Origin of the sequence: Haloterrigena gelatinilytica (genome assembly GCF_013342145.1) — an archaeon.
Lineage (GTDB): Archaea > Halobacteriota > Halobacteria > Halobacteriales > Natrialbaceae > Haloterrigena > Haloterrigena gelatinilytica.
This window is the reverse complement of the sequence record NZ_JABUQZ010000003.1, coordinates 45256-71363: the sequence shown is the minus strand read 5'-3', so window position 1 is coordinate 71363 and position 26108 is coordinate 45256. Positions and strand designations below refer to the sequence as shown.

Below are 26108 nucleotides of genomic sequence, written 5' to 3'. Positions count from 1 at the left end.
TTCAACACACTACTTCAATGCAATTCAACCGTTCCACAGTCACAACGCTGCTCATGGTCGCGCTGGTCTCCCTCTCGGCGATCGGCGCGTTCGCAGGCGGCGCCGCGGCAGCCGAACCGACCGTTGATTCTGACTCCGACCTGCAAGACACCGGCACGTGGGTCGACTTCAACGCAAGCGCAGACGACACGAAACAGATCAACTACACCAACACCGACGCCCAAGACGGCGCGCTCGTCGTCTGGGACCCGGCAACGGGATCGAACGCCTCGGACGCGCAGGTCCACGCGGAGTTCGATAACTCGAGCGACGAGTTCTACGTCCGCAACTCGACGGCCGACGAATACGGCTTCAATATCTCGGGTGACGACTTAGAGACCGTCCCGATGGAAGCCGGCGAGAACAAGACCGTCAAGTTCACGATCGCCAACCAGAGCGACTGGGAGGACGACGCGGCGAACCTGACGACGATGGATGTCACGCTCGACAACACGATGGAACGCAGCGTGATGTACCTCGGCGACCATCAGGTCGAAAACGAGGCCTACGGCCTCTCGCACAGCAACGACGAGGGCTACGAACTCCCTGTTGTTGGGATGACGATGCCGTTCACTGGCGAGCAGAAGACCTCGATGGACACGACGCGGGACATCGACGGCTCGAACACGACGGTGTACACGTACCTCGCGAACGACTCGGTCCAGAGCCAGTTCAACGACAACTTCGGCTCGCTGGACTCGGGTGCGTGGTCTGACGACACGCTGGCCCAGCTCGGTGACGGCGCGGCGGTCAAGGCCTACGCGAACTCGCTCCCCGACGACTTCTCGAATGACACCTCGGCGCTGAAATACGACACGTCCGGCAGCACGGACGCGCTCGTCCTCGAACTCGGCGAGGAGCACGACGGCGAGTCCCAGGTTGACATGCAGGTCAACTCTGACCCCGGTCTCCGTGCCCTGTTCGGCGCCTACGGTCTCGAAGCGTTCGGCCTCGGTAGCTTCTCGCTCGGCGTGCTGGTGCTGTTCGGCTCCCGCCGACGCTACGGCGGCGTTCGCGAAGCCGTCTCGGCGCTTCGCAACTGAATCGCTCGCTCACTGACCAACACTACCCTACCCCCTACTCGTTCTCGCCGCGCTGGCATACCGTGGATCGTTCCCGCGGGCGGCGACTTTATGGCAACCAGACAGCCATCCCTCGAGCCACTGCTCCACGAGATCGGCGTCGAGACCGGCCCGACGACCCCCCACGCGACGGTCGACCGCCGCTACGCGCCGTTCATCGGCACCGACTCGGAGCCCTTCGAGTACCTCCGCGATGCGCTCCGGCGCGAAACTCGACTGCGTGTCACGCCACCGGACCCGTGGCGTATCCGCGAGGACTCCCGGCGAGCTCACTCGTGGACGATTCCCGCGCTGGGCCATGAGGTTCGGCTGACGACCGACGGGATTCGAGACGGCTGGACGCTGTCGGTCAACGGCGACGTCGAACTCGCCGACGCCTCGCGACTCGAGGCCTTCGAGGCCGCGGCCGAGCGGATGAGCGAGATTGCGGCGCACGTGCCCGCGGAGGTGTCCGAGTGATGCGCCACCGACTCGCGGCGCTTACGCCCGACGTCGGCCGGGAGACGCTGACGCTGTACGGCGGGCTGTTCCTGGTCGTGTTGTTCGGTTACTCCCTGTGGACACACGTCCTGTTCACGGGGCTCCTCGGCGATGGGCTCTCTGTCGATATCGGCCTCTGGTTCGTCGGCGGACTGACGTTCGGGTTCGTCCCGGCCGTCCTCTCGATGTTGTTCCTCAAGGCCCACCGCTACGCCTACCCGCCCGATGCGTAACGACTCGCGGCCCAGCGACCGAAGGGCCTGGTGGCCCACGGTTCGGGTTCGATTCCCGTCGGTTGCGTGCCCGGCGCGGTGCCGGGCAATCACCAGTGGGGCTCGAGGGTGCTTTCCTCGCCCTCTGGTCCTTCGTTCCGTCTTCCAACTGACTCGCCACATCATCACCCCCTTCGTTTTCAGTACAACAACCCATGACACTCCCAGATCCACAACGACGACGATTCCTTCGACAGACTGGTGCGACGCTCACGGCGATCGGCACCGGTGGCCTCGCAACGACGACCGCGAGCGCGCAGAGCGACAGCGAAGAACCCCCGCAGGGGCTCCTCGGGGGCGGCTTCGACGTCGAAGGTGGAGATATCTTCGCGTTCCTTCGGGGCTTTCGAAGTGCTCGCCAGTCGCCGCTCGCACAGACGCCGTCACTCGAGAACCTCGCGGACGGCATGCGAAACGAGTTCGTCGCCAACGAGGACCACTGGCTCAACTACGGCAACTGGCTCGTCTCGGAACACGACGAGGTCGAACCGCTCGGAACGACGACGCTCCAGGTTGATGTCTTCGAGTCAACCATCCGCGGCGAGGGCGATCGCGTCGAGACTGTCATCGAAGCCGACTACGACGACTCGGCAGAGGAGTTCACGGCGATCGACTGGCGGATCGAAGTTCCCGACGAGCCCGATTATCAGGTCGGAATCAAGGACTCTCACGCTCGGTTGGCCGACGACGACCTCATGGAGTTCCGCCGGAAGTTCATCGACGAATCAGGCGACGGGAACCACGCCCTTCCCAACGGCGAGTACGTCGAAGAACTGAAAGGCCGCTACTGGGACGGCATTACGATCGGCCCAGACAGCAAGGGCGTCCTCGAGATTCTCGTGGGGGAGCTGTAAGGTGATATAATGGCAGCAATAGACTACGATCAGGCGATCGAGAGTGGCGAGTACTGGCTCGGCGCGGCCTTTGGCCTCGAGAGCCCACAGGAACAGATGGTCGGCGCGTTCGCACTGGGGGTGTTCATCATTGGGACATCGTTCATCTCACTGGGTTGGACGCTCCTGTTGCTCTGGATTCCGATCATCCTGTTTTTCGTAGCCGTCGCCCGGCTCGTGGTGTCGGAGGTGAACTAGATGCGAGAACAGCTGACGACGACACTCATACTCACGGCGGTACTCGCTCTTGCCGCGGTCGGTGTCGGTCTTGCAGGCGCGAGTGGGGTCTCCTCGGACGCCGACACACTGGCGATCGACAACAATCACGGCCTCGACGAGGACCCAGCAGTCTCGGAGTTCCACAGCGAGGGCTACACGGAGACGCAACTGTCCCAAGTCGATGGGTCACTGGCGATCGCTACGGACAAGCGCGATGTTGACGCCGACGGGAGCGTGCTCCCGATGGACGTGCGGAACAACTACGTCCGAATCGACTACAACGAGGACTTCGAACGGACGCTTCGCATCCACATCCCTCGAGACTACCAGATGCCGTACTCCCAGTCCGGTGTTGAGTCGATAACCAGCGATCACAGCGCTGAGTTCACGCCTGTCCGTGGTGGCGAGTATCTCGAGATTGTCGTCCACGTCGACGAACCGACCGAGATCGTGCTCCCGCTCCAAAAGGACTCGTCGGCGTCCTACAAGGCCGTCGAGTGGGTCGATATGCGACTCCAGGCGGCAACAGGAGCGTCAGTCTTCGGCAGCGGCGACGAGTGGCAGTATCTCAGCGAGGACGAACTCGCACAGGATACGGCCTACGAGGTCGACGGCAACCCGGAGGACGTCGTGGTCCAGTACGACGCTGAACGCGCCGATGCCGACGAAACGTGGCTCAATGCCCCGAAAGGCGAGGCCGACGACGTCGGTGTCTACTGGTTCACTCGGTCGACCGATGGCAACGAGACGGCCTACATCGTCGCGACCGACGACGACGCACCGAACGTCCGCTACAAGTCCAAAGGCTCGGAGCGAGACCGCTGGGGCGGCCACGTTCGGGATGCGCTGAAGAACGTTGATCGGATTCAGGAACGACTCGGACTGAAAGACAACGGCGACAGTGGCGGCGACGCCGATACCGGGGGTGACAGCGCGTAATGGTCCGTATTATGCCTGATATGCAGGTCTCGCCGCTGGGCGGCATCCTGCTGTGGGTCTTGGTTATCGCCATCGCTGCCGGCGCCGTCCTCTCGAGTGGTGCCGGCGGGGCGATCGTGTGGGCACTCATGTGTGTCGTCGCGATCGCCATCATCTACTGGACGCTCAAACAGACCGGCAGCCGGGTGTTCTGAAATGTCGGTCGCTGCATTCGCACTCGTCGTGCTGGTTGTCTTCGCTGTTGCGACGCTGTACCGCCTGCGGCCCGGAAAGGTCGAACGGACGTACAATACGATCGAACGGTGGCGAAAGATCATCTGGGGGGTGGTTGTTATCGGCGTCACGTGGACGTTCATCCGCTCGGGACGGCCCGAGTTGATCGCACTCGCACTGATATCAGTCGGACTGGCAGCCGTCTACATCGCCGTCGAGAAACCCCACCGAAACCTCGTGTAAACATGGAACAGACACTCACTATCGACGAAACCCAGGAGAACTACCGGCAGGTCCAGCGGAAACTTCGCCGGGGGAAGGGATCGAAAGACGACCGACAGACGGTCAAGGAGAAACTCGCCGAAATCGAGTCCGAACTTGCCTACGTGCTCGGCGACCAGGGCTTCGAAGAGTTCGTCTCCGAGCGGCTGACTCACTACCGCAAGAATCTCGATGAGAATACGGCGATGTGCTCCTGTTGGCGGACGACGTGCCCGCTCAAACAGGGGAAGGTCCCGCCGTCGATCCGCCAGCACGGCACCGAACTCACAGGACGGCAGTCGCCGTCGGATCTGGTCGCCGAGTGGCTTCAGCGCCACGACGGCGGCGAGGCGCTGGCGTTGATTCGCAAGGAGTGGGCGCGGATGGTCGTCCGCGTGCATGTCGCGCTCGACGACGCGAAAGAGCATCTCGAGGAATCGACGTACCTCAAACCAGAGGACGAACTCGCACGGAACGTTGGTCTTACACCGCCGGGCGAGCGGGACACCGGCGACTCGAGCAGTGACGATAGTTCGCCGGCCGACAGTAGCGGCCATTCGGCGGTCGGCGTCGCGGACGACTGACGGCGTTTGTACTTACAAGTTATCAACCCATGAGCAGCCACCAGCAACAGAACTCGACGGACTACGGGACGTATCGTGCCGGGGAGGAGATCCAGTCCCTTCGGAAAAACCGGAGCGAGGGCATCCGAGGGACAGTCGACGCGCTGTTTGGCGCGCTGGCCCAAGACGATCGTGGCGAGATCCTCGAGTACTGCCAGCGACTCGAGCGATTACTTCCAATCACACAGAGCCATATCTACCACGTCGATGATGTGCTCTCGGCGTCGGAACTCCAGTGGTCCGGCGAGGCCGTCCTCTCGTTCATCACGGCCAATGACCGGGAGGAATACATTTTCGAGGCCGACAAGACCGCACTCGACCAGCTCGTCATGGACATCACGGCGATGGCGGCCGTCAATGGCGACGTCGACGTGACGATCCAACGCGAGCAACCGGCCCTCGAGTACGAAACACGCGTCGGGACACGGTTCGTGAAACCGACCTCTCCCGCAACGGGCGATCTAAAGCTGATCGAAACGGGCGAAGAGGCCGACCTCAAGGCGACGCTGTTGACGGGCTCGCAGGGGTCGGGGAAATCGTCCGCGGTTGGGACGCTCGTCGAGGACCGAATCGAGAAGGGCCACGCCGTGATTGACCTTGTCGACCTCTTCAAGTCAGAGAATGCTGTCTACGACGTCGAGGACGACCACGACAGCGCTATGCAGGACTATCGCGTTCGCCACGGCCTCGAGCGCGGCTTCTCTGGCGATTACGAGCCACCGGACGTTACTGTACTCGCGCCGCTCACGCACACGCTGGCCGGCGTTGAGGTGCCGTTCCGAGAGACCGATGACGGCGGCGAGGAACCGGTCGTAACGCCGTTCACAATCCCGGCCAGCGAACTCACGTTCCGGCAACTCGTGATGCTACTCCCCCACACGACGAAGACCCAGCAGGGATACATCAAATCCGCTCACCACTATCTCACGCAGGACGATTCCGACTGGAGTCTGATGGAACTCGCGAACACGGTTCGCCAAAAGACGAACGCGGGCGACCAAGTCGCTGACCGAATCGAGCGATCGCTTCGAACAGCACAGTCGAAATCGTTCATCCGAGACAAGCAGAGTCCGCACGTCCTCGAGTGGGACTCACTAATGCAACGAGATCGCCACGTTGGGGCGTTTACGGTGCACATGATCGCCGAGAAGTCCGACAAGCTGGCGGTCCTTTCCTATCTCATCGACAAGCTCCACGACGTCCGCAAGGATCTGTTGATGAACCACAAACTCGAGGATACAGACACCTATCCGCCGCTGACGGTGGTGATGCGGGAACTCCATACCGTCGCGCCGCGATCGAAATCCGAGCAGGATTCTGAGAGTACGATCGAGGGCTACATGATCGACTCGCTGTCGGAACTGCTGGCCCTGATGCGACACGCGAATATGGAGGTGATCGCCGACACACAGAAGTTCAAACAACAGCTTTCGCCCGACGTCTCCGGGCTCTTCCACCGCGTGTTCTGTTTCTCCGGCCAGAAGCCCGACGTGCGGACCGTCTTCCGCACGCGGATTGACGATACGGACCCCGCGGAGCAAGTCGCACAGTACGATACCGGCGAGTGTGCGGTCGTCAACTCTGATGGGTATAAACTCCCGATCAAAATGGCGCCGCCACGGTTTCATCACCTCGATGCGTCCCGTGACGGCAGCGGACTCACGTACCGAGCCAAGCAACTAGACGACGAGTTCCTCGACGAGCCGTCGTGGTCGGCAGACATCCCGCCACGACTCCGGTTTGAGGGCCGATTCGACCCTCGAGAGGCGTTCTGGACCCGATTCGTTCGGGTGACGAACGACTCCGACGACCGCGTTCTGAAGGACCGCCTCGCATCCTTGGCCCGATCGTGGTTCATGGCGAACGACTACCAGTACCCTGGAGAGAAACAGTTCAAGACGTGGGTCAAAGGATCGAAGGACGTAGACGACCAGCGCCCGCGGACAAGTTCGCTTAGACCCGAGCAAGAAACGTGGTGTGAGCAAAACGACTGTGGAAACCGAGCGTGGGTATTTAAAGGAATCACTGTAGAAGCGCCGCCGTCGGTCAACGCAGAGCACGACCCGGTCACAAAACGGTCGCGTTCGTAATCGCAAGACGGCGCCGGGTGGTCAGCCCGTCCACCAGTCTGTAACCGAGCGGTACTCGCTTATTCATTAGTACACGCGCGCAATGGAATCGGAAGATAGAATTTTGACATGATGGAAAGACAAATATTCAACAGGAGCGGCTGGGTAGATCGGCCGCCGCCAACTCGCCTCAGCAGTCGTATCGCTTCCTCAACTAACGAATTATCAACACCACAATGGTCAGACGAACCTTCCCTGTGCATGGAACACGCACCCACGATCGATACCGAGCAGATAGGAATCGACCTCCGCGACGTCGACGTCGAAATACTCGAGTTGTTAGCCGAAGGCCGCTGCACGCCGCGGTACCTCTCGAAGCAGATCGGCGTCGTCCAACAGTACATCTCCCAACGGCTGACGCGACTCATCGATCACGAGCTGGTCGAACGCGTCGATCGCGGCCTGTACGAACTCGACTGCGAGGTAACGCACGATGAGTAATGAGAAAACCCCACTGACGGAGTCGCTAAACCGGGGGCTAAACCCGATGAACGTCCCCGACTACTACCGCCAGTACGTCTCCGAGGACCCGGACAATCCCGACGCTGGCGAGATTCGCGACCCGGATGGTTGGGACGACCCCGACCCGCCGAAACGCGAAAAGTACACGCCGAACACCGCCGGCCAGTGGCTCCTGGTCATCGCGAGTGGCCTGCTGACGGTCGGTGCGATCTGGTACTTGTATCCGATCTTCGGCCCGGCCTATCAGAATCCGCTGGCACTGGGCGCGTTCGCGTTGCTGGCCGTATTGCTGGTCGTCTACATGAAGGGTCGGCAGGACGGCATGCGCGCGTACAAGCAACTCGATAAGTGGATCAACTACGACGGCAACTCAATCGAGGTTCGTCCCGGCGAGCACGTCGGCTCGAGCGGCCCGTGGAAGATGTTCGAGACGATTCGGAACGTCTCCTATGGCGCCTTTACGAACCGCAAACTCCAGAAGCGCGACCTGCCGTACGACGCGACGAAACTGCGGACGGACAAGAACGACACCGGCGAGGACCCGGCTCGCGACGCGTTGAACCCGACGACCGAGATCGCCGACTGCGACCATCTTGGCAAGTTCCTCTTTACTCACAGTAACGGCCTCGAGTACGCGAAGGGCATGGAGGGCGCCCACCGGGCGACCACCCAGCCACAGACGCTCGACGAGGACGCATTCGAGGAGTGGCTCCGCCTGGTGAACGAACTCGAGCACGAGGTCTCGCGGCTCGAGGACGACGTCGAAATGCTGCGTGACCACAACGAGGACGCGACGAACCTCCGCGAAGAACTCCAGATTCCGCAACTCGAGCAGACGATGCACCTGATTCAACAGATGAACGCCCGCATGACGCGGCCACGCCGACAGCGGCGTGAAGATACGACCGACGAGGTACCGTTCGCCGGCAACGAAACCGAGTTCGACTTTGGCGATACCGCGGAGGCCGAGCAATGAGTCGGCGCCGAACGCTCGCGACGACGCTGGCGTTGATCGCCCTGCTGGCGACCTCGATGGTCGCGCCGGCCGCGGCCGCCCAAGAGTTGACCTACGGCGATGAACGCGGCGACCTCGAGATTCGCGAAGAATCGTGGCTCGAGGACGACGAGTCGATCGCCGTCGATCGGACCGGCAACCGCACGATCTACGATGTCGACGGCCCGCGATACGAGGTCACACTCACGAACACCGACCACGCAAACGTCACGAACTACGGCGTCGCCGACGGCGAGGCGACAGTCGAGTACGACGAGCAACGCAACGTCTACGTCGTCGAACCGGCCGGCGAGGGGACGGTTGGCCTGTATTGGAACACCAACGACGGCAACAGTACGACGCGGTATGCGGCGTCGCTCCGCGCGTCCAACGTCGAGTGGGAACATCACCAGCCGGCGGAACTCGAGTCCACGCGCAACGACGCCCAGAACTGGTCTGAAGCGTCGTCCGCGGCTCGCGAAGTGAACCCGACGCAGCCGCCGGGAGAGACCATTTCGGAGGGGCTGACCTACGCGGAGTTCTTCGCCTCGCCGTTCCAGACGTTCCGGCAGGACATCCAGGCGACGATCGTCATGCTGACGCTCCGACCCGGCGGGCTCGTCGTTCTCGCGACGTTCCTCCTGATTTCGGCCCTCGGCGTCGCTGTCGGCTACCGGCGGAAACACAAGACCGACCAGCAGTTCGAGCAGTTCGACGACCTCCAGACCGAACGCGACCGTGCGTGGCTCGAGAAGGCCAAACGCATCTTCCAACAGAACGATATGACGGACCTCTACCCGGACCATATCTCCCGTGCGATGACGAAGCTGTTCGGCCCGAACACGTGGATCGCTCACAAGAACTACCTCCTGATGCGGTCGCCGACCCACACCAAGGGGCTCGTCCTCTCGATGATGTCCCAGATTGGCTACGTCGGGATTGTCGATCGTGACGACGACGGCGAGGTCCAAGAGGTGCGGGCCGTCCACGCGTCGATTCTCGACCACTGCGACGACCCGCTCGAGGCACCCGCTGGCCCCGACGAAGTGCCGTTGCGGGATATCACGACCGCGAACGCGCCGAAACTGCCGGGTGGCGAAGTGGCAGCCGACGGCGGCGACCCTGTTGAAACGGTCGACCTCGCAACCCTGCGTTACGACGACCGCGCGGACCGAGCACTAATCAGCGCCGTGCCGGGCGAACACCTCGATATGCGCGTGTTTCAGGATTCGGTGTCCATCGACGCCGACGACGTCTCGCTCCCGATCGACAACCACGATATCAGCGACGCCGAGCTGATTAGCGAGATCAACCCGAACATCCCCGGCGACTTCGAAAGCGAAGAACAGTACGCCGAAGTGTTGGGTGAACTCCTCGAGTTCGTCTGTAACCACCCGCTGTACACCGACGCCGAAGGGAACGTCCGCGAGGAAATGGACCTTCTCTCGTTCATGTGCGAAATGGACAGCGTCATGGCCGATAAGGCTGATTTCCCCGTCGCAGACACGCAGCGGAAGGCGCTGTACTGGATCGCCGAAGAACTCGACCCGAACAGCAAGCTCCGCGACGAAATGGCCGAGCGGAAGGGCAACGGCGGCCGACAGCGCTCGGACAACAGCGCCGAATCGGTCATCGACGAGAGCGATATCGACGGCCTCGATGGCGGCGTGTCGATCGGCTTCGACGACCCGACCGGAGGTGCATCGTCGTGACGGCCGAAACGGGACATGATGGGTACCGAGACCTCAAACTCATTATTCTCGGCTTCGCGCTCTCGTCATCGATCTGGGCGATCGCAATGCATCTTGCAGGTGGTCCAGCATGATCGGCAACGTCCTCCTCGAGACGACGAACATTTCGACCGGCGACGTCTCCCACTGGCAGGAGACAATCTCGTGGGTCGTCCTCGTGCTGGTGTTGTCAGCTTACATCGGCCTTCGGCTGTACATGCGGTACTCGTGGCTTGATGATGACCAACGCCGGCACCTCCGAGAGATTCGGCCGGCGATCGCCGGGACGACGTGGCACCGCGTCACGATTACCGATGACGAGGACCGGGCCGACCGATTCCGAACCGTCGCGAAAGCAATGGGCGCGAAGGGCGGTCTCGAGGCCGAAACTGGTGGGGTTCGAGCCGCGATGGCCGACGTCCGCGAGTGGGTACAGTCCCGTCTCCCGTCGGTCCCGCCGCTGGCGATCCGGGCGACCGTCGAAGGGCTCGCTGTGCTCGCACTCGGCTTGCTTGCGTCGCTCCCGCTGGCATGGTGGGAACGTGCGTTCGGCGTCTCCGACTCGGGACTGTCGGCCGGGTCGGCGATCAACGCCGTTGGGTCGCTACTCGACTTAGGCGTCTGGTTTCTCGAGACGACGGTGCCGGCCGGCGGCACGGTCGTCGCGCTCGCGCTGTCGGTCGTGGTCCTCGTCGGACAGGCGATGACGACGCTGTGGCTCCCGCTGGGGCTGGTGTTGATCGGTGGCGCCGTCGCCCTCGCATGGCTGAATCACATCACCGAGGAGGATCTCTCGGCGACGCTGTACCCCGACCGCCGGGCGCTGTGCAAACGCGTCGGCCAATGGATGTTCGGAATCTGGGCGGCCAGTGCGGTCGTTGGACTCGTCTCCGCTCGAGCGGGACTCGTCGTTATGGCTGTCGGGGCGACACTCGCCGCCGGTTGGGGCGTTCGGAGTGTTCTCGGCCGAATCTTCGACGCCGCGAATATGGATCCGCTGGGCCGTGACGGCCACGACGTCGAACCGCTGTCGGCCGACAATCTCCTATCCCTCGAGCAGTCCGTCGACGACGCAACCAAGGCGAACATCGACGAGGCGTTCGCGGGCGCCCTCGAGTACGATCCCTACGACGCGGCGCTGATGCTCGAGTCGAAACTCGACGCGACCGACCAGGAGTGGCGCGGCGAACCCGCCCAGCCTGCCGTCGCGGCGTATCTCGTCGCGCGGAAACTGCTGGGCGCGGCCTTTGTCGTGACGATTCCGATCCTCATGTGGCTGGCCGGTCGGGCCGTCCTTACAGGCGCGCTGGCCCGGCCGTTCGCCGCGCTGTCGGCGGCGCCGTGGTGGGGCCGGCTGGCTATCGTTGGCGCTCCGATCGCCGTCGTGGCCTATCTGTCGACCTACGCCGAAGGCCGAGCGGCCGAACACCTCCGGGCCTTCCGGCACTGGGTCGCGGTCCGCGTCATCCAGAGTGCCGGCTTCGCTCGCGGGATTCCGATCGCCGCCGTGGCGCTTGGCTTCCTCGTTGGCTGGGCCTACGTCTCGCTGACGGCAGCGCTCATTACGGCGGCCGTCGCCGGCATCGGTGTGCGGTCGGCCCAGCTCCTGTATGAGCGCGGTCGCGTGCGTGCCGGGCGGGCGTTCGTTCGGAGCGCGCCCTATCTCGTCGGTGGCGCGGTCTTTGCGATCGTGCTCTCGAGAACAGACGCAACGCTGGGGGCGGCTGTCTTCGGCGTCGTGACCGCGGGGGTCGCGCTTGCCGCCCGCCGCGCATGGCGTCGCTACGGCCTCGGACTCGGCGAACCGGAGCGACAGCGACGCCCGCCGACGGATATCGTCGTCGAGATCCCCGACGCGCCGGTGTTCGACGCCAACGGCGAGGCGATCTACATTGCCCGCGTCGACGGGCGGCCGCTGGCTACGTCGGAGCCGAAGCGACTGTTCCGAGATATCCAGCGGATCGTGAACCATCGCTTCGAAACCGGCGAGACGCCGGAGTTGCTCGCACACGCCTACTACAAGCGGCTGGTCGACAGCGGCATTGTCGACGAAGAGACCGCACTGAAATCGGTGCGTGGCGATCTGGCGACCCGCGTCACGGCAACCCTCGAGAAGAAGGGCGGTGTCGAGTGCGAGGCACTCGAGGACGAATTGCAGGATGAGTATCCACAGGAGTTGATCGACCCGACGCTCGAGTGGCTCGAGCAACGGCAGGATATCGGCGTTCGTGACGGGCAGTACGTGCCGGTCTCCTAGCCGAGTAGTCGGGGAAACGTTCTAGGACCACTCCGCAAAATCACATTCTATGACAGACACGACCGAACAGCAACCGACAGAAATCGACGTCGAGCGACTCGATGAACACGAACTCCGCGACTGGACAGCGTGCCCGAACTGCGGCTCGCGGGACGTCTGGACGCGGGCCGATCGGACCGATAACACGCTGGCCCTCGAGTGCCGGTCGTGTGGCGAGGCCGGAACGATTCAAGTCGGGCGGCCGGTTCCCGGCAGTCCCGAAGGCGGTGGTTCAGAGTGACCGAGATCCTCGCCGAACCTGACCAGACAGCGGCGCGCATCCGCGAATACGCTCGCGAGAACCCAGACCTACGGAAGAACCGCTACGACGGCCGCGAGGGAACGGTTGACGGTCTCTGTTATCCGGCCGCCGAAGCGTACTACCACGCCAAAGACGGGCGCGAGACCGACCTGCGGATCTACTGTCTGAGTTGGTCAGACGTCAATCCCGACGCCAGCGGCACGCACTGGTATCTCCGCGACGGCGAGACCGGGCCGTGGATCGACCTCGGGCTCGAGGACGCCGCCGATGCCGCCGGGATTCCCTACGCGGAGGGGCGGCATCGATCCTTCATGACCGGCTACGATCGGCCGAGCAAGCGGACGCAACGCATACTCGAGGATCTTGGGCTCGCGGAAGACACTGCATGAGAGGCAACCAAACCATCGCATCAAAGACGCTCGAATCGTTCCCTGAACACCTCCTTCCCGACGGCAACCGGAAGGTGCTCGCGAAGAAAGAGCACGTCGAGTGTGGTCTGCTCGGCGTCGACGGCGACCGGCGGCTTCGCATGAGTAGCGACGACGGCACTGTGTACGCCTACGGCCTCGAGACCGCCAGCGTCGAACGGGAATCGTGGGGCCTGTCGCTCGAGGCCGACTCGGAGATCATCGCCGATCGGCAGTTCGCGGAGGAATATATGCACGACCGCGACGTGTCCGACTGGGTCTGGGTGAGTCCGCGGTACGAGTATCTGACGGAGGGCCCATGAGCACGCACCGATTCGGCCCGCTCCGATTCGAGATTCAGACACGCGAACTCGAGGAGGTGCTGACCGGCCTTCGCGTCGCACTCCGCCGCTACGGGGAACCGATCGACCCTGACCAGATTCCCGAGGGGTGGGAGTTACGGCACGAAAACCACCCGCGCGGTCCGTGGCCGACCGCGTGGACGCGCCGAACCGGCTACTGGCTCACAATCTGGAAACGTGGGAGTGGCGACGGGGCCTACGTCAAGCTCAAGCCCTACGACGGCGCGTGGATGGTCGAGTACGCCTCGGAGAACCGATGGAACGGCGGAGAGTGTCTCGGTCGCGGGTTTTCGTTCGACGACGCGGTCGACGTGGCGATCGACGCTATGACGCGAGTCGACGACGGCGCGACGGAACGCGACCTCTGGATGGACTACAAAGACTGGGGTGAGTCAGAGTGAGTAAGAAAGACGTCCTGATCTACGCCGCTCGCGAGCAAACGGAACACAAACTCGCCGAGAACATCCCCGACCACCACGATTACGCGTTCTGGACGGTCTCGGGCACACCCCGCCAGACCGGCCCCGGCGCGACCGTCCTCTTTACCGACGGCGATCGCGTCCACGCCCGCGGCGAGGTCCGCGAGTGTGTCGACGGCGAGTTGCGATTCGAACCGCTCGAGCGCTGCGACCAGGAGCTGCCAGCCGAGCCCGTGACGCGCGGGTTCAAGTACGTTGACCCATCCGAATCATGAACAGACGCCGCTACCTTACGACCGCCAGTATCGCCGCCATCACCAGCCTCGCCGGCTGTTTCGGGCGGAACGAAACCGACGCCGACGAACCGACCGACAACAACTCAAGTCCGACCTACACGCCCGAACCAGTCACGACCGACGCTCGAGAGTGGCACGGCGGCTACCGGCGCACCGAGGAGCACGGCGCGGTGATCTACGCCGACGGGCTCCATGTGAGCGCTGTCTTTACCTACGCGAGCCCGCAACTCGGCGTCTACTTCGGCGACCCCGTCGACGGGTCCGCCGAGGGCATCCCCGACGAAGAGTTTGAGTGGGTCGTCGCCAGCGACGGCGCGTATCTGTGGACGCCGTACATCGAACTGCGCGCCGAGGCCTCGGACTACTCCATGGAACCGGAGAACCCAGCCGAGGCAGTGCCGCCAGAGCGGTGGCTCGCCGACGGCGGCGAGGCGACCGACTCCCGGGAGGTGCAACCGTTGACGACGGGCTTCGACGAGTCGCCGACCTACTACCGACTCGTCGATCAGGACGGGACGCGGACCGTGCTCGCCTACACGTATCCCGAGCAACAGGGCCGAGACGGTCGCTTCCCGGCCTTCGAGGTGGCGAGTCGGTGGTGTAACGTCACGTATGACGGTGCCGACGCGCGGGCCAAATGGACGTTCGACTTCTAGGCCTATGCTCGAGACCCTCGAGACGCTGGTCTACATCCTCGTTCTCACTGTCGTCTGTGCCAGCGCCGTCCGCGACCGCCTCGAAAGCGACCCCGACCCGATCGAAGCGGCCAAACAGGCCCACGTAAACGGCGAGATCGATCTGGCGGAGTACGAACGCCGCCTCGAGTTCCACATAGACGACCGCAACGAACAGATTCGGACCGTCGTCGAGGACGTCAACCGTGTCGGGCCGGACACATCGAAGGCGATCGCCCGCGAGTACGACTCACTGGACGAGCTGCGAGCGTCCGACCAGGAGCGACTCGAGGGCGTGCCGGGGATCGGCGAAGAGTTGGCCGCGGCCGTCCTCGAGCGAGTGCGAGAATAGCGTCGCACCCAGTCCCTCGGTGTCCTCCTGTCGGGACTCCGATATCGCGTGCGCTGGTCCTGTCGCGTCTGATTCCACTCCGCTCGAGAATCTGTCGGGCGTCGGTACTGGCCGGCGGTGGCACCTCGGTGCCGATCGCCGCGTCGTAGTCGCTCGAATCAGTCCCGACAGTGCGGGTAGATAGAGAGTTACCGGACTCGAGACGAACGCGAGCGCATTGAGAGCACGCGTTTGAGGGGTGGAGCGGGTGATCTCAGAATTGTGAACGGTTGGCCCGTTGGAATAGTGTCGGTTCGCGAGCGGGTTCGGGGGTAGAATCAGTCGTCGGTCTGAGTCTCGTATTCGATTCGCTCCATTGTCGCCGCTTCGACCCAGTCATCGAACGTCTGTCCGTCGTCGAGATCGGCCCGAATCCGCGCTGCAAGGTCCTCGGGAATTTCGATTACTGTTTCCCCGTCCGAGCCATAAAACACGTCTGTTGAAGCGTCGTCCGAGTGTTCATCGAACATCCGGTTTTCAAGATCCGATTTCAGTTTCGTTGTCGCGTCGCCGATTCGCCGGTACTGGTCCCCGTAGGCTGTTTTCGGGACGTTTCCGTTTTTCGTGAGTTCGTCCAGTAGGTCACGTCGCGCCGCTTCGAGGTCGTTGATCGCCGCTGCGATGTCCTCCCACTGGCCCATGTCGGTTCGTTGCATGACAGTCTTCCGTACAGTCGCGGCGGATTAATGAGTTCCGTGACCGGGGTGGAAGTGAACGACTACTCCCGCACTTCGTCGATACTGTCAGAGACTTCCTTCATCTTCGTATCTGAGTAGGCTTCGTGCGTGGTTTCGATCGACTTGTGACGTAACGCCTCTTGGGCCTTTTCAGACATGCCGTTGGCGTACAGGTCGCGGCCGAGCGCCCGTCGTGCGCCGTGGAGTGTGAGATAGTCGTAGTCGCCGTCGGGGTCGATGTTCGCCTCTTTCGTGAGTCGTTTCAACAGTCGGCGAACGCCCTCTTTCGAGATCGACGGCGGCGGGACCTCATGCTCACGGTGCAGTCGGTCGAGAACCGCGGTCTTGCCCGTGTCACCCCTGCCCTCGAGTGCCGCGTTTACCCGTTCTTCGCCGAGTTCGGACACCAGTACGTCCTCTTTCGAACCGTAGTGGCCGGTCGGGAAGACAGGCCACTCGTCGGTCGGCGGCTCGAGATAGTCATACCATCGCTCGAGGACGTTGTGCACACTATCGGGGAACGGCGCCTCTTCGTACTCGCGAGACTTTCCGTACACTTCGATGAGTCGCTGTTCGAAATCGACGTCCGACCACCGGAGTCCGGGCCGTTTGTCGTCTTTTGGGTCGGCGAACAGTTCGGCCCCGCGAGCGCCGGTCCCGCCGAGCATGACCACGATCGCCCGGTCGCGAAGCGCCGCTTTCGGATCGGTACGGATCGTTCCCTCAAGCGCCATATCGACGCGCTTGGTCGCGTAGTTGACGAGCTGCCGTCTGTTCTCGTCTGACCAGTACTGCGTTTTCCGCTTCCCGTCGTCCTCGGGGAGCGGGTCCATCGCCGTGTTCGTATTCGCCGGGTTCTGCTCGAGGTGCTGTTCGCGGACACACCACGAAAGGAACGCCCGCACGTAGGCGAAGTACGCGTTCGCCGTCGACGCCGCAAGCTCCTCGTCGATCATGACGCGGTCGTAGAGGTGTTCGCTGTAGCTGCGGATATCCTGGTCGGACAGCTCGCCGACGCGATCGGCGCCGCGGTCGTCCTCGCAGTGGTCGGCGAACGACTCGAGTGGCGAGCGCATTGTCGTCTCCGAGCCGTCGGCTTTGATCTTGTATCGCAGGTAGTCCTCGATGGCTTCGTGGACGGTCGTGCCCTCGGGGTTGCGGTCTCGAGTCATGCGTTCCGCTTACTCGATAGGCTCTCGTAGATGGCCTCAGCAATCGGGAATCCAAACAGACCCGCCATGATAAGTCCAAGGAATATGACCACTGGGAAGATATGATCGTAGCTCGTCGCCGGATGAACCCATGCGATCGACGCGCCGATTGCAGCGGTAAACGATGCGATTGATAGCAACGGATCGACCGGATGGGCGCCGGCAGGGGTACCGATCATCTCCGGTGCTTGCGTGTGCTCTCGAGGGTGGCCCGATTCTCCGGCCGAACCCCCTGAATTTCTCTCTGGCATGATCCTCACTGTCCCCTACAGCTTCGACCCTAGTAAAGTCCCTTGGTTAAACTGGTATTTAGACAAGTAATTCCTGTATCGGCTCTATCGGGTGTTTGCAGCGGTCTTGGGTACCCGAGCGTACAGAATCGGGTTTGATAAACCACATAGTACGATACGATTTGCCGGCGCTACCTATCCGAGAGACGGCGATTCTAACCGCGGTCTGTAACATCGTTCCAACAGAAACCAATCGGTAACAAAAGGCCGAGAAAACGCCTCTTTCAGAAGTATCGGTTACGAGAGGGATCGGTAGGAAACGAACTAAAAGGAGTGGACGACGGATAGAGTCGGCACTAGCCGGTCAGCGGGCTTCGAGAGGAAAGGAGAGCGCTACCCGATCGGGCGGAGGTAGTTCGCCACGATCACGGCGAAGACCTTGGCCTTCAGCTGGGGCTCGGACTCGTACTTGATGCCCTTCCGCTCCTTGATCGTGCGATCAACGAGCATCCAGCAGTTGAACATGATCGACGCGTAGAGCATGTAGAAGAGCCGAACACCGGGGTGGCCGGACTTCGTGAACGCGAGGAAGTCCTTGACCTTCTGGAAGCCGTTCTCGATCACCCAGCGGTTCCCGTAGCCGCGATCGAGGCGTGCCTGCCGTTTCGCAGCCTCGCTTTCGCACATCGAAGGGTCTGGCCCCTGGAGAAGTGTCCGTGCGTTGGCCGCGTCGAAGTCCGTCCGGTTCGTACAGAAGGCAACGCGGTCTGTGATGGGGTCTTCGACCTCGTCTACGCCGCGCTTCGGCAGCGCAACAAGTGACGTTGTTCCGTAGCCGTGTTCCTGCGAGTACTGGCGGAACTCGTTGATGATCGTGATATCGTCGTCGTTCTCGTCCATCCTTGTGACGAATTTGCCGCCCCCGGGGTTCTCCTTGAGGGCGGCGTCCTCGACGCGGTCGTTCTCCGTGATGTTCATCACGTACGGCATGTTCATCGTGTCGTTCGTCCGGAACTGGTTGCCGTAGTGGAAGCTCTGGAACACCGGCACCTGTGCGTACGCGGCGTCCATGTAGACGTCGGAGATTGGCACAAGTTCCTGCGCTCGCTCGACGAACTCACGGACGTGGTTCTCGAACTCGGCCTTCCCGCCCAGTGGCTTCATACCGATGAACTGCGGACAGACCGGGTGCGCGATGCACGCGGCTGCGAATTCCCAGGCGTAGAGGAACTCGTCCCCGGACTTCGTACCGCGGACGTAGCGAACGACTGCCGGGATGGACTTGGCAGCCTCGCGTTTCTCCTGGTCGTCGAAGTCGGCGTTGCGGATGTCCTCTGGGTCTTCACCAACAAGACACTCGAGGCCCCACTTCTCGATCGCCGCGTACGTTTCACGACGTTTCGACTTGCTCCAGTCGCTGTCTTCTGGGTCGGCAATCGATTTGAACGTGACGCGCTTGCCAAACGCGTCGCTCTTGACCGTCGTCGTGTCGATTGCGAGCGGGACGGCCTTCTCGTACAGCCCCATATCCCGGGCTGTTTCGATCTGGCTCTCGACGACGTTGTCGAACATCTCGATTTGCTCGCCGAGCGAGAGATCCTTGATGTGGTCGTGGAACGTCCGCCCCGACGGCGGCGCATCGTCCGAGATCTTCATCCACTCGAAGGTCTCGCCACCGCCGTAGACGCTGCTGCCAGAGAAGGCACAGTGGGCCAGCACCTCGAAGAAGATGTTGTCGCTGTGGATGCTGGTTTCGTCCCGGTCGAACGAGAGGTTCGGACAGATATGGCGCATCAGTTCGTTCATGATGCGCCGGATTTCGTCCTTCGACAGGTCGTCGTCCTCGTCGTCTTCGTTGGGCACCTCCAGTTCAGACGCCTCGAGCAGCTTCCGGTTCTCGAGCGCCCACGCGTGTACGTGTGAAACAGTCTCCGTGATGTACTCCTGAACGTCGCCGTTGAACCGGTCGTTCCAGCACTCGTTGACGACGGTCTGGTGTGGGGTTCGAACCTCGAGTGTACCGTCTTCGAACTCGAATCCGAGGTCGAGAGCGGTGTTCGTGTTGTCGTCGAGGAACTCGGAGATATGTGAGCGGTGGGCGAACCCACGGAGTTCAGCGTACAGGAACGTCCGAAGCATGGTCTGGAAGTCGTAGACCTTCGGGTGGTCGTTCCAGTACGGGTCGTCGAACTCCTGGTACAGTTGCGTCTGCCGGACAGCATCGAGGAGCGTCTCGCCGTCCTCGAGCTGCGTTGTGACCTGGTTCGCCACGCCGATCGGGTCGGACGGCTCAGCATAGTCGTCCGTCGTGTGGACGTGGCGAGTTTCAGTGCCGTCTACCTGCGTCTCGGTATAGCTGAACTTGCAGCTATCAACATCGACGGAATCGATGAGCGTAGACACATGGTCTCCGGCTAGCGTGGGCACCTAGCCGACTAGTCAGCAAGGGTGACTTAAACGCTTTCCGACCAAAATTTAAGTGGGACGCGCCCGCGCCTACTCGCCGCACCTCGCCGAGATCGTGGCGATCAGGTAGCAGAGACCACTAACTGATTTGCCGCACCGAACGGTCTGGGCATCGCGGTCGTATTCGACGACGTCGTGGCCGTCCAGTGTACTGAGGTGCCGATGAACGAGGCTGGTCGTGATGCTCGAGAGCTTTTCTTCCGAGACCTCATCCGGATTACAGTCCTCTTCCATCGCGCCGAGGAGGTGAGCGAGAGCATCCACGGTCAAGCACTCACTCGGTGCGAGAGCTTGTATCTGGAGGATGATTTCCCGACGACGACGGTTCGAAAGCAGGTCGATCGCGGTGTCCACACTCAGGTGGACTCGAGGATCGAGTTCGTTGGGGTCGTTCGTCTCCGAAGCCGACGGACTCAGGCCGCCGAATATGCGCTCGAGGAGAGAGTTGATCTTCTGAAGAGACAATACTGTTGTCTGTTCCGGTGGCTGACTCTGCGCAGCAGCAGAGTTTTGCATCCCGGTTTCGTTAGGTTCGAGTGCTGTCATTGTGGGCAGCACGACGCTCTCCGGTTCCAGCCGGAGGGTTTTCGACGGTCGTGCTAACTCTCGATTCTCGAACGGAATGTAAAAAGGTAGGGATCAGTGAGAGTTATATCAATCGTCACGTGGATCGGAGACGAAGACGTATTCGCCCTTGTCGTGTCGGTTCCGGAGGTGGCCGGCTAACTCGAGCTTCCGCATACGGTTGTTGATTGTTTGGCGAACAGGGACATCCCCGAAGTCGCCGTCCTCGAGAGCAGCACGAACGACCGCAGGCGTGGCGATACCCCACGGTTCGCCCTCATCGCGTCCTTCTTGTAAGTAGTCGAGAATCGCACGGTCTAAGCTGTCGAGATCGTCGGCTTCCAACGGCACGTGTTGCTGTTTGCTCATGGAGTTTCTAATAGCTAACGCGTTCCCGATACAAGTAGCTTTGTGATAGCAAGGCTATTGACTTTGCTATCAGCAAAGTATATGGCGTTGGAGATAGTGGCTATTTGATATGGGAGACGTGAAATCGAAATTCGGTACTGACTGCTGCGAGGAGTGCAGCGGGCCGATCGACACGACCTCGCCGAACTACTACAAAACACCCGACGAACGGTTCAAACACGTCGTCTGCCACGAAGAAGGCGGCCCCGGAGACTACGTTCTGAACATCGCTGCCGACCACCCTGAACAGGCGTCGATCAACCGCCAGTATCAGTGTGGACACGTCGCCTACGGGCCGCCGTCGGAACTTCCCGAGCGATGCCCACACGAAGACTGTGGCTGGTTCGCGGATATGCAGCAGGATCGCTATGTAGAGGCGGAGGGTGTCGATAGATGAGCGACACTGAACGTGAAGAGACGTACGACTACGTCTCTGTCCTTGAGTTCAACGAGACTGCGGAGAGGTTCGGCAGAGAGCCCGGTAAGCGAGTTATCATGGATGGTCACCAACCGAACTGGCACAGACTGTGCGAGGAGACGGAGGGCTTCGTCAAGATCGGTGACGCCGTCGCTATCATCGAACTTGACCATCCCCGGACAAGTGACGAAGTGAACGAGTGGCTCAATACCGCGTCTGGAAAACTCGCGTTGGCGCACTGGTTTGACCACATCGATCCAAGCGAGGTGGCGTCTGTATGAGCGGTATGGAACACCCGGAGGACTGCGGAGCTTACGACTCGATTCTTCGGTCACTCGAGCCGGGTGTGTTGGTTCGATTCAACGCCAGCGACCCGTCTCAGGCTTCGACGCCCGAACTCAAGGTCGGCTACCACGACCGGAAAGAGGCGTACATCGAACTCGAGTCCGGCGGTGTAATCTACCGAGTGAGCTACTGCCGTCGGATGGGGCCGGAAATCCGCAGAGAGAACGGCGGTGCTGACATGATCACGACAATCGAGGTGGTCGGAATTGAGTAACAAGACAGACGGTACTGAACAGATCGAAAACCGCCGATGGATCGAGAGCAAACTCCGAGCCGCCCGGTTCGTCGAGTGGGATCGGTTCACGGTCGGCGACTGGAACGGCTCGCAGTGCGTTACGGTGTTCGGATGGATCGACCGGGACGACGAGTACAAGGACTTCGCGCTGGTGATGTTCTGGCCGGAGAGCGAGGGCCTCTACAACACTACGTCGTCAGCCCGCTACAGCGAGAAGTTGACTGAGTCGATCCACGGCTCGGGCGACACTCACAACAATTGCCAGCGCGTCGAGGATACGTTCAATGTCTCGAACGCGATCGCGGCGGATGGCGGGCGTTCACTGCACACGGAAGGTGAGCAACGATGAGCGGGGCTGAACGACCGGCGTTCGTTGACCCGAACGCCGAGTACGCAGTGTGTCACTTCTGCGGTCAGACGTGGGAACCCACTGTCGTCGATGGCTTCGACCTGTCGAAAGAAGACGAGTACTACCCAAAGATGGTGCCGGTCTGCCCGGAACACGCGGGAGGTTGTAGATGAACGACAGCTACCAGACCGATACGTCGCTCTGGTGTTCGAACGGCCACGACCCGAAGCTCCCTGATCGAGTAGACGGGACACTCGTATGCCGCTACTGCGGTCGAGAGTACGAGGTTTCGGTCTCCGTCGAAGTTCGCTCAACAGGCGCGGGGGTTGATCGAGATGAGTAGCGACGGAACGGAGCGTGTTGGCCCCTTCTACTACGTTGGCGAGGAGGGATTCGAGGCGTGGGGGTTCACGTTCCCATCGGGGCTCACGATCCTCGAATGGGACAAACAGAGCGTACCAGACGACGAAGAACAGCTTGACGGGTATCACCAATCAGTGTACGAGTCGTTCGAAGATATGCGGAAAATCTGCACCGGGCGGGTAGATTGGGGCATTTCACCCGACCAGTTCGCTCGCTCACTCGGCACGGAAACGGGGGGTTCGAAATGAGTAGCGGCGGTACTGAGCGATTAGTGCCAGACATGGACGAGATCGACTGGGGGCCGACCCGCCGACCGCTCGAGGACGGCGAACCGTGCCCCGAGTGCGGATACGAGTTCGACCACGAGGGATGGGACGTTCGCCACCTCCACGGTGGGCCGAGCGCCGGAGAGTCGTGGATCTACACCTGCCCGAGCTGTGAGCAGGAAACGGCAGAGGTGGGAACATGAGTAACCTCCTAAGCACACTCCTTGGCCGAGGAAAGAGTGCACCGGAGCCGGAACCGGAGCCAGAGCCGGAAGTCGCGGAGGAGACGGTGACGAAGGAACTCGACGTCCATGAGGTTACTGCGACGTTCCAGAACGGCGATACGGAGACGTTCGAGGCTTATAACGTCTATAGCCGAGGTTCGGATTCGGTCACGTTCAACGTGGAGACGGATCTTCAGTGGAGCCTCTCGAGTGGCGACCCGTACATCTCGTACAATCGCCGCACTCTCAGTTTTCACGTCATGACCCGTGAGCCGGTTCTCGAACAGATCGGTACAGAGACGTGGGAACTTCGTTACGAAACGTTCGACGGGAAGCCGCAGCGAGATTCAGCCGAACTCGAGAAAATCGACCGCTCTGTAGACACGAGGGGAGCTCGAGATGAGCAGTGATGGAGCTGTTCAGACGTGTGAGTGTTACGAGTGCGTCGGGCCAGAATATGAATACACTGACGATGGGCACCGCTACATCGTCAACAACGTCAAAGAGCACACCTTCCTCGAACCGTGCGAGAGCTGTAGCCGTCCGAAGACAGAATACCGAGACCTCGGGCGGAAGGGGTACTACGTCTGCTGGTGGTGTAACAGCCGCTCATTCGAGGTAGAAGAGGATCAATGGACGACTGACGTAAATCACATCCACGAGGAACCGGATCAGGAGTGGAGATACCATCTTGAAGAGGAACGGGATTGGCTGTGTCCAAGACATGGCTACGTTTCTCCGACTAAGAGACAGCACGGTGGTCGAGCACGTGCATTCGTGTGTCCAAAGGAAGGCTGTAGAAGCACTGTGAAGAGCACCAATGTCGATTGGGATGCGTACCACGAGGCCCGGGAGAACGACGAGAACCCGCCGTGTCCTGAATGCGGTAGCACGGAAATCAGCACTGTTCCAGCGAAGCCGACGTTCCGCTGCGAGGACTGTAGCCATGCCTTCGGGTACGCGGGCGGCTACTACTGACCCGCCAGAGATCCCGATAGCGCGTACCACTTGTATTTTGGCGCGAATGCGTAAGTCAGCGGCACTGATAGATACGTTTTGGAAGTGACGACATACGCTCTCCTCGCCGCTGCGGAGGACTCGAGCCTCCACGCACGCGAGCGCGAATGGTGCACCGAACTCGCCTACGAGTGGCGCCAGCTCGGCGCCGAAGGAATGGTTCCTCCCGGCGCCGACGCGACGCCCCTGGACGACGTCTCCCTCGGAGAGCTCGTGACCACGATCGACGTTGGCCGACGCGACCTCGAGTGGGACGGCGGCACGATCTGGGTGCTCGCCGACCCGGCCCTCCTCCGGGAGGAAACCGGCGACCTCTTCCGCCGGTCGATGAAGATCGTTCTCGATCGCCTCGACTGCACACTCCGCTATCCGTACCAACACCTGGACGGGAACGGCCAGCGCGCCGCGTGGCTCACCGAGTGCCTCGAGTCCGAAGAGATCGTGTCGCCGCGGTCGTTCCGAGCCTCTGGAGTCAAGGGGATCGGGCAAGGACAGATGAACCTCGATTCCTTCTAGCGATCTGGTAGAAGTGCCTTCCCACCGCTCAGTCTGACCGGCTAGTACTCGTTGGTGTGTCCTGAAACAAAGCGTGTAGAATCGTTAGGAACTTGCGGTTAGATGTGGCGTCTCTCGGACAGGTACCGGCGCCACCTCAACAATCGACTCGAGAAGCGAGCCGTCCGAAAATAGCAACCTCAAGAGCTAACGGGGCTGTTCGACCATTCTGACCATACAGTCTTAATACAGAACCCCGGCCATTCGGGGGAGTATTGCAGGGTTTAGCAGCCCCCCGTTCCAGAGAAAGAAGTCAAACAGTAAGTACACGGAGGCGATGGAAACCAACACACCGATTGTATCGTCTGTCATACTGTACGTTGAAGTGGTTATTTGACGAACGACTCTCGTCGAAAGCATTTGTTGTATCTCATCTTTTGGTTTTCTGGTAGGTTACTGCTTCAGTTGCTCTGGCTCTGCTGCGAAGTCGTACTCGATGCGTGCCTTCCGAATGTCCTCGTCCAGGTTCTCGTCGTCGCCGTAGACGACCTTGGAGGCGTAGTTCACGACTGTCTCCTTCGGGTGGGGGACCGTGATTTCATCGTCTCGCGTCCGAACTACCGCCTCGTTCGCATCCGGCGTGTAGTCAACCTCGAACACCTTCATCCCCTTCTGCGAGTGGTAGTAGTGGAGGAGCCAGTATTCCACGACATCCTCTAATCGGTCCTGCCGGAGCATCGTACCGCCATGCGCGTACCGGAAGAACTCCATCGTCGATGCCGCTGTGTCCTCGTCGATCTCTTCGGCCGGGTCAAGCGCAACCGCGCTACTCAGGGCGTCCATGAACGTCGAATGGAGCTCTTCTGCAACTTCCGAGTTCACCCCACCGCACCACTCGCCGTTCGCGTCGAAAACACGATCACAACCAAGACAGACCGTGTCGTCAGCGCCGAAGGACCCTCCGTCGTAGTCGTCGCCAGCAACGAGGTCGTCCTTCTCACCACAGTTGGGGCATGTATTGATTGCGCTCATGCTACCATCTCCTCCTCAGTAGGCCGCTCCCGGCCGACGTACTCGAACTCTACAACGGCGACGACCTTCTCCGGGTCCCACGCATCCTCGCCGTAGACCTTCGCGTAACCCTCACGGAACTCGTCCATGTCCTCGTAGTCACCCTCCTTCCGGGCGTCCTCGTCGGTCATCTCGCCGAGGGGCTGGTCGTAGACGTCGAGGATGCGGATGTAGCAGTCTGCCTCCTCGTCGCTGGTGAACATCTCGTCGGACGCGATCTGCACCGACCCGACGTTCGGTCGGCCGTAGTTCTCGTCCCACTCACGGCGTGTGACGGTCTTCGACCCCGACCGAATCATCGGGATGTGGTAATCCTTGAACAGCAT

Annotated in this window: 39 protein-coding genes; 32 read left to right on the top strand and 7 right to left on the bottom strand. The window is 61.5% G+C overall.

Features of this window, described 5'->3' with window-relative positions:
- The first annotated feature begins 17 nt into the window (after positions 1-17).
- The 21 genes from HTZ84_RS22605 (at position 18) to HTZ84_RS22505 (ending at position 15404) form a co-directional block, all read left to right on the top strand.
- The gene (locus tag HTZ84_RS22605; protein ID WP_174682897.1) at positions 18-1082 is read left to right on the top strand and encodes a hypothetical protein; all 1065 of its coding nucleotides are present in this window, start codon (positions 18-20) and stop codon (positions 1080-1082) included.
- 90 nt (positions 1083-1172) lie between these two features.
- The gene (locus HTZ84_RS22600) at positions 1173-1580 is read left to right on the top strand and encodes a hypothetical protein (protein WP_174682896.1); all 408 of its coding nucleotides are present in this window, start codon (positions 1173-1175) and stop codon (positions 1578-1580) included.
- Entirely contained in the window at positions 1580-1834 is a 255-nt protein-coding gene (locus HTZ84_RS22595; protein ID WP_174682895.1) for a hypothetical protein, read from the top strand. Before HTZ84_RS22600 ends, HTZ84_RS22595 begins: the two co-directional genes overlap by 1 nt.
- Before the next feature lie 194 nt (positions 1835-2028).
- Positions 2029-2727, top strand: a complete 699-nt coding sequence (locus tag HTZ84_RS22975) for a hypothetical protein (RefSeq protein WP_254611867.1) — start codon at positions 2029-2031, stop codon at positions 2725-2727.
- 9 nt (positions 2728-2736) lie between these two features.
- Positions 2737-2964, top strand: a complete 228-nt coding sequence (locus HTZ84_RS22585; protein WP_174682894.1) for a hypothetical protein — start codon at positions 2737-2739, stop codon at positions 2962-2964.
- The gene (locus HTZ84_RS22580; RefSeq protein ID WP_174682893.1) at positions 2965-3924 is read left to right on the top strand and encodes a hypothetical protein; all 960 of its coding nucleotides are present in this window, start codon (positions 2965-2967) and stop codon (positions 3922-3924) included. It abuts the gene before it with no gap.
- Positions 3924-4118: a hypothetical protein gene (locus tag HTZ84_RS22575; protein ID WP_174682892.1), complete on the top strand. Its 195-nt coding sequence runs from the start codon at positions 3924-3926 to the stop codon at positions 4116-4118. The genes HTZ84_RS22580 and HTZ84_RS22575 overlap by 1 nt, the downstream gene beginning before the upstream one ends.
- 1 nt (position 4119) lies before the next feature.
- The gene (locus HTZ84_RS22570; protein ID WP_174682891.1) at positions 4120-4380 is read left to right on the top strand and encodes a hypothetical protein; all 261 of its coding nucleotides are present in this window, start codon (positions 4120-4122) and stop codon (positions 4378-4380) included.
- A gap of 2 nt (positions 4381-4382) precedes the next feature.
- Positions 4383-4982, top strand: a complete 600-nt coding sequence (locus HTZ84_RS22565) for a hypothetical protein (protein ID WP_174682890.1) — start codon at positions 4383-4385, stop codon at positions 4980-4982.
- Between the two features lie 29 nt (positions 4983-5011).
- Positions 5012-7111 (top strand): helicase HerA domain-containing protein, encoded by a 2100-nt coding sequence (locus tag HTZ84_RS22560; RefSeq protein ID WP_174682889.1) that lies wholly within the window; start codon positions 5012-5014, stop codon positions 7109-7111.
- A gap of 240 nt (positions 7112-7351) precedes the next feature.
- Complete coding sequence (locus HTZ84_RS22555) at positions 7352-7591, top strand: winged helix-turn-helix domain-containing protein (RefSeq protein WP_174682888.1); 240 nt, start codon at positions 7352-7354, stop codon at positions 7589-7591.
- Positions 7584-8588: a hypothetical protein gene (locus HTZ84_RS22550; RefSeq protein WP_174682887.1), complete on the top strand. Its 1005-nt coding sequence runs from the start codon at positions 7584-7586 to the stop codon at positions 8586-8588. The genes HTZ84_RS22555 and HTZ84_RS22550 overlap by 8 nt, the downstream gene beginning before the upstream one ends.
- Positions 8585-10318 (top strand): hypothetical protein, encoded by a 1734-nt coding sequence (locus tag HTZ84_RS22545; protein WP_174682886.1) that lies wholly within the window; start codon positions 8585-8587, stop codon positions 10316-10318. Before HTZ84_RS22550 ends, HTZ84_RS22545 begins: the two co-directional genes overlap by 4 nt.
- A 109-nt stretch (positions 10319-10427) precedes the next feature.
- Positions 10428-12593, top strand: coding sequence for a hypothetical protein (locus HTZ84_RS22540; protein ID WP_174682885.1), 2166 nt, complete (start codon positions 10428-10430; stop codon positions 12591-12593).
- A 49-nt stretch (positions 12594-12642) separates the two neighbouring features.
- Positions 12643-12873, top strand: coding sequence for a primase-helicase zinc-binding domain-containing protein (locus tag HTZ84_RS22535; RefSeq protein ID WP_174682884.1), 231 nt, complete (start codon positions 12643-12645; stop codon positions 12871-12873).
- Positions 12870-13283 (top strand): hypothetical protein, encoded by a 414-nt coding sequence (locus HTZ84_RS22530; RefSeq protein WP_174682883.1) that lies wholly within the window; start codon positions 12870-12872, stop codon positions 13281-13283. Before HTZ84_RS22535 ends, HTZ84_RS22530 begins: the two co-directional genes overlap by 4 nt.
- The gene (locus HTZ84_RS22525) at positions 13280-13624 is read left to right on the top strand and encodes a hypothetical protein (RefSeq protein WP_174682882.1); all 345 of its coding nucleotides are present in this window, start codon (positions 13280-13282) and stop codon (positions 13622-13624) included. Before HTZ84_RS22530 ends, HTZ84_RS22525 begins: the two co-directional genes overlap by 4 nt.
- On the top strand, positions 13621-14064 hold the full coding sequence (locus HTZ84_RS22520) for a hypothetical protein (protein ID WP_174682881.1): 444 nt from the start codon (positions 13621-13623) through the stop codon (positions 14062-14064). Before HTZ84_RS22525 ends, HTZ84_RS22520 begins: the two co-directional genes overlap by 4 nt.
- Positions 14061-14357, top strand: coding sequence for a hypothetical protein (locus HTZ84_RS22515; protein WP_174682880.1), 297 nt, complete (start codon positions 14061-14063; stop codon positions 14355-14357). The genes HTZ84_RS22520 and HTZ84_RS22515 overlap by 4 nt, the downstream gene beginning before the upstream one ends.
- Positions 14354-15034 (top strand): hypothetical protein, encoded by a 681-nt coding sequence (locus tag HTZ84_RS22510; protein ID WP_174682879.1) that lies wholly within the window; start codon positions 14354-14356, stop codon positions 15032-15034. The genes HTZ84_RS22515 and HTZ84_RS22510 overlap by 4 nt, the downstream gene beginning before the upstream one ends.
- 4 nt (positions 15035-15038) lie before the next feature.
- The gene (locus tag HTZ84_RS22505) at positions 15039-15404 is read left to right on the top strand and encodes a helix-hairpin-helix domain-containing protein (RefSeq protein WP_174682878.1); all 366 of its coding nucleotides are present in this window, start codon (positions 15039-15041) and stop codon (positions 15402-15404) included.
- Between the two features lie 317 nt (positions 15405-15721).
- Here HTZ84_RS22505 and HTZ84_RS22500 read toward each other — a convergent pair whose 3' ends face one another.
- From HTZ84_RS22500 to HTZ84_RS22480, 5 genes are all read right to left on the bottom strand, one after another.
- Complete coding sequence (locus HTZ84_RS22500) at positions 15722-16099, bottom strand: hypothetical protein (protein WP_174682877.1); 378 nt, start codon at positions 16097-16099, stop codon at positions 15722-15724.
- 62 nt (positions 16100-16161) lie between these two features.
- Entirely contained in the window at positions 16162-17292 is a 1131-nt protein-coding gene (locus HTZ84_RS22495) for a tyrosine-type recombinase/integrase (RefSeq protein ID WP_174682876.1), read from the bottom strand.
- A 662-nt stretch (positions 17293-17954) separates the two neighbouring features.
- A complete protein-coding gene (locus HTZ84_RS22490; RefSeq protein WP_174682875.1) occupies positions 17955-19964 on the bottom strand; it encodes a transposase in 2010 nt (669 codons plus the stop codon).
- 93 nt (positions 19965-20057) lie between these two features.
- On the bottom strand, positions 20058-20573 hold the full coding sequence (locus tag HTZ84_RS22485; RefSeq protein WP_174682874.1) for a DUF7344 domain-containing protein: 516 nt from the start codon (positions 20571-20573) through the stop codon (positions 20058-20060).
- 108 nt (positions 20574-20681) lie between these two features.
- Complete coding sequence (locus HTZ84_RS22480; RefSeq protein WP_174682873.1) at positions 20682-20960, bottom strand: MarR family transcriptional regulator; 279 nt, start codon at positions 20958-20960, stop codon at positions 20682-20684.
- Positions 20961-21069: 109 nt separating this feature from the next.
- Between HTZ84_RS22480 and HTZ84_RS22475 the strand changes: the two genes are divergently transcribed.
- The 11 genes from HTZ84_RS22475 (at position 21070) to HTZ84_RS22425 (ending at position 24732) form a co-directional block, all read left to right on the top strand.
- Positions 21070-21396 (top strand): hypothetical protein, encoded by a 327-nt coding sequence (locus HTZ84_RS22475; RefSeq protein ID WP_174682872.1) that lies wholly within the window; start codon positions 21070-21072, stop codon positions 21394-21396.
- Positions 21393-21698 carry a hypothetical protein gene (locus HTZ84_RS22470; RefSeq protein ID WP_174682871.1) on the top strand — a complete coding sequence of 102 codons (306 nt, stop codon included), beginning with the start codon at positions 21393-21395 and terminating at the stop codon, positions 21696-21698. The genes HTZ84_RS22475 and HTZ84_RS22470 overlap by 4 nt, the downstream gene beginning before the upstream one ends.
- Positions 21695-21976 carry a hypothetical protein gene (locus tag HTZ84_RS22465; protein ID WP_174682870.1) on the top strand — a complete coding sequence of 94 codons (282 nt, stop codon included), beginning with the start codon at positions 21695-21697 and terminating at the stop codon, positions 21974-21976. Before HTZ84_RS22470 ends, HTZ84_RS22465 begins: the two co-directional genes overlap by 4 nt.
- Positions 21969-22346: a hypothetical protein gene (locus HTZ84_RS22460; RefSeq protein WP_174682869.1), complete on the top strand. Its 378-nt coding sequence runs from the start codon at positions 21969-21971 to the stop codon at positions 22344-22346. Before HTZ84_RS22465 ends, HTZ84_RS22460 begins: the two co-directional genes overlap by 8 nt.
- A complete protein-coding gene (locus HTZ84_RS22455; RefSeq protein WP_174682868.1) occupies positions 22343-22519 on the top strand; it encodes a hypothetical protein in 177 nt (58 codons plus the stop codon). The genes HTZ84_RS22460 and HTZ84_RS22455 overlap by 4 nt, the downstream gene beginning before the upstream one ends.
- The gene (locus HTZ84_RS22450) at positions 22516-22689 is read left to right on the top strand and encodes a hypothetical protein (RefSeq protein WP_174682867.1); all 174 of its coding nucleotides are present in this window, start codon (positions 22516-22518) and stop codon (positions 22687-22689) included. The genes HTZ84_RS22455 and HTZ84_RS22450 overlap by 4 nt, the downstream gene beginning before the upstream one ends.
- The gene (locus tag HTZ84_RS22445; RefSeq protein WP_174682866.1) at positions 22682-22957 is read left to right on the top strand and encodes a hypothetical protein; all 276 of its coding nucleotides are present in this window, start codon (positions 22682-22684) and stop codon (positions 22955-22957) included. The genes HTZ84_RS22450 and HTZ84_RS22445 overlap by 8 nt, the downstream gene beginning before the upstream one ends.
- Positions 22958-22989: 32 nt before the next feature.
- Entirely contained in the window at positions 22990-23178 is a 189-nt protein-coding gene (locus tag HTZ84_RS22440) for a hypothetical protein (protein WP_174682865.1), read from the top strand.
- Positions 23175-23609: a hypothetical protein gene (locus HTZ84_RS22435; protein ID WP_174682864.1), complete on the top strand. Its 435-nt coding sequence runs from the start codon at positions 23175-23177 to the stop codon at positions 23607-23609. Before HTZ84_RS22440 ends, HTZ84_RS22435 begins: the two co-directional genes overlap by 4 nt.
- Positions 23599-24177, top strand: coding sequence for a hypothetical protein (locus HTZ84_RS22430; RefSeq protein WP_174682863.1), 579 nt, complete (start codon positions 23599-23601; stop codon positions 24175-24177). The genes HTZ84_RS22435 and HTZ84_RS22430 overlap by 11 nt, the downstream gene beginning before the upstream one ends.
- An 84-nt stretch (positions 24178-24261) precedes the next feature.
- Positions 24262-24732 carry a hypothetical protein gene (locus HTZ84_RS22425; RefSeq protein ID WP_174682862.1) on the top strand — a complete coding sequence of 157 codons (471 nt, stop codon included), beginning with the start codon at positions 24262-24264 and terminating at the stop codon, positions 24730-24732.
- A 432-nt stretch (positions 24733-25164) separates the two neighbouring features.
- Here the strand turns inward: HTZ84_RS22425 and HTZ84_RS22420 are convergent, their stop codons facing one another.
- Positions 25165-25743, bottom strand: a complete 579-nt coding sequence (locus HTZ84_RS22420; protein ID WP_174682861.1) for a hypothetical protein — start codon at positions 25741-25743, stop codon at positions 25165-25167.
- Positions 25740-26108, bottom strand: coding sequence for an ASCH domain-containing protein (locus tag HTZ84_RS22415; protein ID WP_174682860.1), 369 nt, complete (start codon positions 26106-26108; stop codon positions 25740-25742). The genes HTZ84_RS22420 and HTZ84_RS22415 overlap by 4 nt, the downstream gene beginning before the upstream one ends.

Excerpts from the sequence above, each read along its gene's own strand:
- HTZ84_RS22605 (WP_174682897.1), top strand. The coding sequence starts at position 18 with ATGCAATTCAACCGTTCCACAGTCACAACGCTGCTCATGGTCGCGCTG.
- HTZ84_RS22600 (WP_174682896.1), top strand. The coding sequence starts at position 1,173 with ATGGCAACCAGACAGCCATCCCTCGAGCCACTGCTCCACGAGATCGGC.
- HTZ84_RS22595 (WP_174682895.1), top strand. The coding sequence starts at position 1,580 with ATGCGCCACCGACTCGCGGCGCTTACGCCCGACGTCGGCCGGGAGACG.
- HTZ84_RS22975 (WP_254611867.1), top strand. The coding sequence starts at position 2,029 with ATGACACTCCCAGATCCACAACGACGACGATTCCTTCGACAGACTGGT.
- HTZ84_RS22585 (WP_174682894.1), top strand. The coding sequence starts at position 2,737 with ATGGCAGCAATAGACTACGATCAGGCGATCGAGAGTGGCGAGTACTGG.
- HTZ84_RS22580 (WP_174682893.1), top strand. The coding sequence starts at position 2,965 with ATGCGAGAACAGCTGACGACGACACTCATACTCACGGCGGTACTCGCT.
- HTZ84_RS22575 (WP_174682892.1), top strand. The coding sequence starts at position 3,924 with ATGGTCCGTATTATGCCTGATATGCAGGTCTCGCCGCTGGGCGGCATC.
- HTZ84_RS22570 (WP_174682891.1), top strand. The coding sequence starts at position 4,120 with ATGTCGGTCGCTGCATTCGCACTCGTCGTGCTGGTTGTCTTCGCTGTT.
- HTZ84_RS22565 (WP_174682890.1), top strand. The coding sequence starts at position 4,383 with ATGGAACAGACACTCACTATCGACGAAACCCAGGAGAACTACCGGCAG.
- HTZ84_RS22560 (WP_174682889.1), top strand. The coding sequence starts at position 5,012 with ATGAGCAGCCACCAGCAACAGAACTCGACGGACTACGGGACGTATCGT.
- HTZ84_RS22555 (WP_174682888.1), top strand. The coding sequence starts at position 7,352 with ATGGAACACGCACCCACGATCGATACCGAGCAGATAGGAATCGACCTC.
- HTZ84_RS22550 (WP_174682887.1), top strand. The coding sequence starts at position 7,584 with ATGAGTAATGAGAAAACCCCACTGACGGAGTCGCTAAACCGGGGGCTA.
- HTZ84_RS22545 (WP_174682886.1), top strand. The coding sequence starts at position 8,585 with ATGAGTCGGCGCCGAACGCTCGCGACGACGCTGGCGTTGATCGCCCTG.
- HTZ84_RS22540 (WP_174682885.1), top strand. The coding sequence starts at position 10,428 with ATGATCGGCAACGTCCTCCTCGAGACGACGAACATTTCGACCGGCGAC.
- HTZ84_RS22535 (WP_174682884.1), top strand. The coding sequence starts at position 12,643 with ATGACAGACACGACCGAACAGCAACCGACAGAAATCGACGTCGAGCGA.
- HTZ84_RS22525 (WP_174682882.1), top strand. The coding sequence starts at position 13,280 with ATGAGAGGCAACCAAACCATCGCATCAAAGACGCTCGAATCGTTCCCT.
- HTZ84_RS22520 (WP_174682881.1), top strand. The coding sequence starts at position 13,621 with ATGAGCACGCACCGATTCGGCCCGCTCCGATTCGAGATTCAGACACGC.
- HTZ84_RS22510 (WP_174682879.1), top strand. The coding sequence starts at position 14,354 with ATGAACAGACGCCGCTACCTTACGACCGCCAGTATCGCCGCCATCACC.
- HTZ84_RS22505 (WP_174682878.1), top strand. The coding sequence starts at position 15,039 with ATGCTCGAGACCCTCGAGACGCTGGTCTACATCCTCGTTCTCACTGTC.
- HTZ84_RS22500 (WP_174682877.1), bottom strand. The coding sequence starts at position 16,099 with ATGCAACGAACCGACATGGGCCAGTGGGAGGACATCGCAGCGGCGATC.
- HTZ84_RS22495 (WP_174682876.1), bottom strand. The coding sequence starts at position 17,292 with ATGACTCGAGACCGCAACCCCGAGGGCACGACCGTCCACGAAGCCATC.
- HTZ84_RS22485 (WP_174682874.1), bottom strand. The coding sequence starts at position 20,573 with ATGACAGCACTCGAACCTAACGAAACCGGGATGCAAAACTCTGCTGCT.
- HTZ84_RS22480 (WP_174682873.1), bottom strand. The coding sequence starts at position 20,960 with ATGAGCAAACAGCAACACGTGCCGTTGGAAGCCGACGATCTCGACAGC.
- HTZ84_RS22475 (WP_174682872.1), top strand. The coding sequence starts at position 21,070 with ATGGGAGACGTGAAATCGAAATTCGGTACTGACTGCTGCGAGGAGTGC.
- HTZ84_RS22470 (WP_174682871.1), top strand. The coding sequence starts at position 21,393 with ATGAGCGACACTGAACGTGAAGAGACGTACGACTACGTCTCTGTCCTT.
- HTZ84_RS22465 (WP_174682870.1), top strand. The coding sequence starts at position 21,695 with ATGAGCGGTATGGAACACCCGGAGGACTGCGGAGCTTACGACTCGATT.
- HTZ84_RS22455 (WP_174682868.1), top strand. The coding sequence starts at position 22,343 with ATGAGCGGGGCTGAACGACCGGCGTTCGTTGACCCGAACGCCGAGTAC.
- HTZ84_RS22450 (WP_174682867.1), top strand. The coding sequence starts at position 22,516 with ATGAACGACAGCTACCAGACCGATACGTCGCTCTGGTGTTCGAACGGC.
- HTZ84_RS22445 (WP_174682866.1), top strand. The coding sequence starts at position 22,682 with ATGAGTAGCGACGGAACGGAGCGTGTTGGCCCCTTCTACTACGTTGGC.
- HTZ84_RS22440 (WP_174682865.1), top strand. The coding sequence starts at position 22,990 with ATGGACGAGATCGACTGGGGGCCGACCCGCCGACCGCTCGAGGACGGC.
- HTZ84_RS22435 (WP_174682864.1), top strand. The coding sequence starts at position 23,175 with ATGAGTAACCTCCTAAGCACACTCCTTGGCCGAGGAAAGAGTGCACCG.
- HTZ84_RS22430 (WP_174682863.1), top strand. The coding sequence starts at position 23,599 with ATGAGCAGTGATGGAGCTGTTCAGACGTGTGAGTGTTACGAGTGCGTC.
- HTZ84_RS22420 (WP_174682861.1), bottom strand. The coding sequence starts at position 25,743 with ATGAGCGCAATCAATACATGCCCCAACTGTGGTGAGAAGGACGACCTC.
- HTZ84_RS22415 (WP_174682860.1), bottom strand. The coding sequence starts at position 26,108 with ATGCTGTTCAAGGATTACCACATCCCGATGATTCGGTCGGGGTCGAAG.